This window comes from Marseilla massiliensis, from assembly GCF_016899855.1.
In the GTDB taxonomy this organism is placed as follows: Bacteria; Bacteroidota; Bacteroidia; order Bacteroidales; family Bacteroidaceae; genus Prevotella.
Genome location: NZ_JACJJG010000159.1, coordinates 1 through 4,600 on the forward strand (window position 1 = coordinate 1; position 4,600 = coordinate 4,600).

2 protein-coding genes are annotated in these 4,600 nt (G+C 54.3%); both read right to left on the minus strand.

Annotated features, from left to right (window positions below):
• Nucleotides 1-160 precede the first annotated feature (160 nt).
• Nucleotides 161-4,135 carry an acetylxylan esterase gene (locus tag H6A34_RS13800; RefSeq protein WP_205105987.1) on the minus strand — a complete coding sequence of 1,325 codons (3,975 nt, stop codon included), beginning with the start codon at nucleotides 4,133-4,135 and terminating at the stop codon, nucleotides 161-163.
• Between the two features lie 246 nt (nucleotides 4,136-4,381).
• On the minus strand, nucleotides 4,382-4,600 hold a 219-nt coding region (locus tag H6A34_RS13805; protein ID WP_205105536.1), incomplete at its 5' end, for a transposase.

Here is a 4,600-nt window from a genome sequence, read left to right on the forward strand (position 1 = left end):
ATATTGTATGGCCAAATGGCTTGTGCCGATGATATAAAAAAGGTGAAAAAGTGAAAAGGTAAAAGGGTGAAAAGGTGGAGACATTGAATTAATACAAAGTCTATTAATAAACAATGTTATTCACCTTTTCACCCTTTTACCTTTTCACTTTTTCACCTTTTCATTTTTTCACCCTTTTCTTCCCGTTCTGTATCACTATTCCTTTATAGTCCTTTCCTACCTTCATGCCGGCAATGTTGTACATAGGGGCGTTTTCGCCATTGCCGTTGTCGGTCGTAATGGTTTCGATACCGGTAGGAGGCAGGGGCGTTCCTATGTATTTCTCGAAGAAATCCATGTACGTCTGTGTCCAGTCTGCCGGGGTGGAGTGGCCGAGGAACGGGTTGATTATGTATTCCTTATCCTCATCGTCGACGTTCACCAGCAGATTGTATGGCGCTATGTTGGTGTGAGCAGGGTCGGTGGTGTCCTGCAGGCTGAAGCAGGTTATCACTGGACAGTTCACCCGGCTGGCGAAGTTCATTGTGTCATAGTACGAGTTGAACACGTCGCGCTCCTCGTCAGTATAGCCCAACGCCGCCTGCGCGTCAAGGAACTTCTGGCGTGGCCAGTTGACTATCCTCATGCCGTCGGTGAAGTCGGCATGCCCCGTTATGCTCGGAGCTATGGCGCGGAAAGCCTGAGTCAGCCCAGCGGCAACGTACGTGACGCAGCCGCCTTGCGAGCCTCCGGCGGCGAAGATGGCGTCTTTGTCGGCCTTTTCGCGGCTCTTTATGAAGTCAACTGCGCGCACGCAGTCAAGGTAAGCGTTGCGGTAGTAGTGCTCGCGCATGTCTCCCCATCCGTAAGAATAGAAGTCGTAGCCGTACTTGTCGTCACGGCAGAGCTTCTGTCCACGCGTTGAAAGGATGAACTCGCACCAGTCTTTCCTGTCGTCACCGTTCATCGGTGAGCCTACTGAACCTGTGCCGTTGTCGGTGCCCTGATACTGTATCAGGGTGGGGTAGACTCCCTCTGCGGTAGGCTCGGCATAGTAACCTTTTATCGTTACAGGCTCTCCGCCGGCCTCGTCGGCAACGCTCTTCATCTCAACCAAGTACACTTTGCGCGCCTCCGTGCTGTACTCGGGCTGCTCGGTCATCGTTATGTCCATGTCGACAGTTGCCAGTTCAGCCTTCGCCTCGTCCCAATACTTCCAGAAGTCGGGCTGCGAATCGTCTGGCGAAACTATGCCGGTGGGGTCGTAGCCGATGTTGTACGAACACACGTCGTTGCCGTCAACCGATGCGATAAGCTGGTAGAAGCCCGGCTCGTCGAGGTCAGTCATGTCGATGGTCTCGGTCGTCGTGCCTCCGGCAGGCAACGTAACGTCGGTCGTATAGGTGCGGTAGACGCTGTGCGTGCCGGTCTCTTCGTCAACCATGTCACGGTAGATGGTTATCGTGTAGGGCACGGTCACATCCTCGGCCTCCACGTTTGTCATCGTCATCGTAAGGTTCGGGGTCTCGTTTTTCTCCCAAGCCTTGATGTCGTTGTCGTCGATTTGCGAGATGATAAGGTACTCCTTGGCAGGGTCGATGATGTCTACTCGTGTGGCGGTGTATCTGTTCCCGCTTACGCGCAGGCCGCTTTCTTTCAGCGCGTTGACGTTGGCCGCGCTCAAGGTGTATTCGTAGTAGTTGCCTTTCAGCGGCGTTATGTTGCTGAATCCGTCCAAGGCTGTCCAGTTGGCGAGCAGCCTTCCCGTTGCCTGTTCTACTCCGAGACCTGTTATGTAGACGCGAACCTTGTCGCCTTCTTTCATGTTTTCGGGTAAGTCGGCCTTGTCAATGAGTATGGAGTTGTTGCTACCCTCCACCCAGCTGACGGCCTCTTCGCCTTCCCATACGGTCGTTGCGGCGTTGCCTTTTTCAGTGTCTGACGGGTAAGCCTTGTGCTTCAGGACTACTGACGTGAACGTATAGCCGGCGCCTTTTACGATGAAGCCGTTGGCTTTTATTTCCTCAGCCATGGCCTCCGTTACGGTTATTGTAGCCTCGTAAGGCATGTCAACGCCGTTTAGCGGTATTGCCTCTGTGTCGACGAGCTGTGCCCAACTCTTATCGTTGAGCATGAGTTGCGGGTATTGGCATGTAGGTGAGGTTGCGCTTATCGTTACGACAATCTCGTCGCCGGCGGCAGTCAGTTGGCACTTTGATGCGTCGATAATTTGGTAACTCTGCCAGTCGTCAGTGCATTCCTGCTCTCCTTGCCACAAGGTTATCGGCACAATGGTGGGTTCTGAAGGCTCTTCAGGCTCGCCGTTGCCCTTCAGGTGCGCCTTGAAAAATTCCATATAGGAGTTGTACCAGTCGACAGGTGTCTCGTGCTGGCAGTTCGGGTTCACCACATATTGTTTTTCTTCAGACTTGAAGTTGACGTAAGGGGCGAAGTTGGTGCGCGGCGGACACACTGGGTCTTGCAGTCCCATGGCGGTTGTCACGGGGCATGTTACGAGCGTGGCGAGGTTCTTTGTGTCGAAGTATGACAGGAACTCGTACATCTCTTCGTCGCTCAATCCGAGCTTTTCCTGCATCGCACGGGCAGTGGAAGCGGGCCACGAGCCTACCTTGAAGTAGTTGGGGAAGTCGCCCATGAACTGTATGCTCGGCGCGATGGCGTTGATGCGGCCGTCGCCGAGGGCCGCTCCGGCAATGGTGAACGCGCCGCCCTGCGAGCCGCCTGTCATGAAGATGTTGTCAGCCTGCACCTTTCCCTTGGCGCAGTCGAGTTCGTTAGAGGCTATCACAAAGTCGATAGAGCGCACCACGTCCATGTAAGCGCCGCGGTAATAGTAGGTGTCCTTGTCGCCGAAGTTGTACGCAAACCATTCGTTATCCTTGTAATCCTCGCCGTAGAAGGCGTTTTCATCCTTGTAAGGGGCGCGGTTGTTGATTAGCTGTCCGCGGTTGCTGATGTTCAGCTCAATCCATTCCGGGTTACTGTCGGTGTCGGGCCAGTATATCTGCGACGCTCCATTGCTGTCGTAACCGTTCTGCGTTATCACCACGGGGTAGGTTCCTTCGGCCTTCGGAACGGCGTAGTAGCCGCGTATTGTGACAGGTTTGCCGTCGCCGTTGTCAACCGACTGCATCTCGACAAAGTACACGTTGCGCGCGCCTGTCGACTTTTCTTCGTCCAAGGTTACTTTCGCGTCGATGGGGACGGCGGCCAAATCCTCCTTGGCTTTTGCCCAGAACTCGTTGAAGTCGGGCTGCATGTCGGGCGCGGCGGTTATTGCCGTGGGGTTGTAGCCAATGTTGAAGTCGCGCAGCAGGCCGTAGTTCGCCTCCACCACGGCGTGGTAGAAGCCCGGTTCGAGCGTCAGCGGTATGGTGACAGTAACCGTTCCGCCAGCCTGTACGGTAACGTTTTCGGTCTTGGTGAAGTAGTCTTCGTATGCGTCGGTGCGCAGTTTAAGGGTCACGTTGGTGTTCATGTCGCTGCCTTCGAGGCTTTGCAGCGTGACGCTTATTTGCGGCTGCTCGTCGACCTCCCAGCATTTTATGCTGCCGTTGTCAACGGCGCAGCTCATCATGGGTACCTGCGCCGGGTCTATAAGCTCGACGCTTGTCAGGCTGAAGCCAATGCCAGTGACGATGCAGCCGCCCGATTTAAGCTCAGCGAGCATGACTTCGGTTATGGTGAACTCGAAGAATGAGGCCGTAAGTTGCACATATTCCGTGGCGTCGGGCATGTCGGTCCAGCCTCCGGTGGATATGTGCCCCTGCGCCCCGATGGCAAGATCGGAGTAGTTGAAGCGTAGCTTCCATCCAGTCTGCGCGTTGGCGAAGCCTGCCGCGTCTATCTTCAGCCATCCGTCAGTTACGCCTTCAGACCAATCGATTGCCTTGTCGCCTGTCCATACGGTGTGTACGGGGTTGCCCTTCTCGCCCTCTTCGAGCTCCTTCTTTTGTATAAGGTCAATGCTTGTGGCGGTAAATCCGCATCCGGTGACGACGAAACCGTTGGCCTTGATTTCGTCAACAACGTCTGCGGTGAGGGTCATGCGCGCCTCGTAAGGTAGTGCGGCGTCCTTATCGAGGTTTACGCCTACAGCCGGGTCGAACTGTGCCCAGCCCGCAGTTTTACGCAAGGAAACCTGCGGATAGCTAGCAGTCTGCGATATTTCGCTTACCGTTACGGCGATGACATCGCCCTCTACAGCCTGCTGAAGGCCGTCGGCCGTGACCTGTACGCTGCCCTGCCAGCCGTCGGTGACGGTCTGCGTGCCGCTCCACAGGTTTGTTTTAACGTGAGTTCGGTATTAGGTAATGCCTCATAAAGATAGAGTTTCATCCATTGTAGGGACATAATTTAACGTGAGTTCGGTATAATAATCTTATGCAATAAGCCTGCTTTTATCAATGATGTCAATATTGAGTGACGGTTTCTTAGGAAGCAGGTTGTATGCGATAAGCCCTGCAACCAGGTTGGAAGCAAAACCGTCAATGCTGCGGTGCCTGGTATGTTCAATGTAGCAGACGTTTTTGAGTTCGTCGTTGACGGTTTCAATGAGCGCCCTTTTCCGCAGCAGGATTTTGTCGTGCAGGTCCATGAG